1 protein-coding gene is annotated in these 282 nt (G+C 75.2%); it reads right to left on the reverse strand.

Annotated elements, in window-relative coordinates:
* Positions 1-282, reverse strand: a 282-nt coding sequence (locus tag KI686_RS16645; protein ID WP_237590423.1) for a hypothetical protein, incomplete at both ends; no start/stop codon positions are given.

The following is a 282-nucleotide window of genomic DNA, read 5'->3' on the forward strand; positions in this document are numbered from 1 at the left end:
TCGGGGGCTTCGTCGTCCTGAGATGCGCTCTCGTCCTCGCGGACACCGTCGGCGGCGTCCGCGCCGGCGGTGCCCGCGAGGCGCGGCGTCCAGAGTCCCGCCACCGCGTCGCGCAGCGACGGGGAGGCGTCGTCCTCCGCCGGTGTCTCGTCCGTCGCGCTGTCGTCGGTGGCAGGGGCTTCGACACCGGCATCGGATGCCTGGTCACCGGCGTGCTCGGATGCCTGGCCGCCGCCGTCCTGCGCGGCGAAGTCGTCCTCGGCGCTGGAGCCATCGTGGGTG

The organism is Polaribacter sargassicola, from assembly GCF_021991835.1.
In the GTDB taxonomy this organism is placed as follows: Bacteria; Bacteroidota; Bacteroidia; order Flavobacteriales; family Flavobacteriaceae; genus Polaribacter; species Polaribacter sargassicola.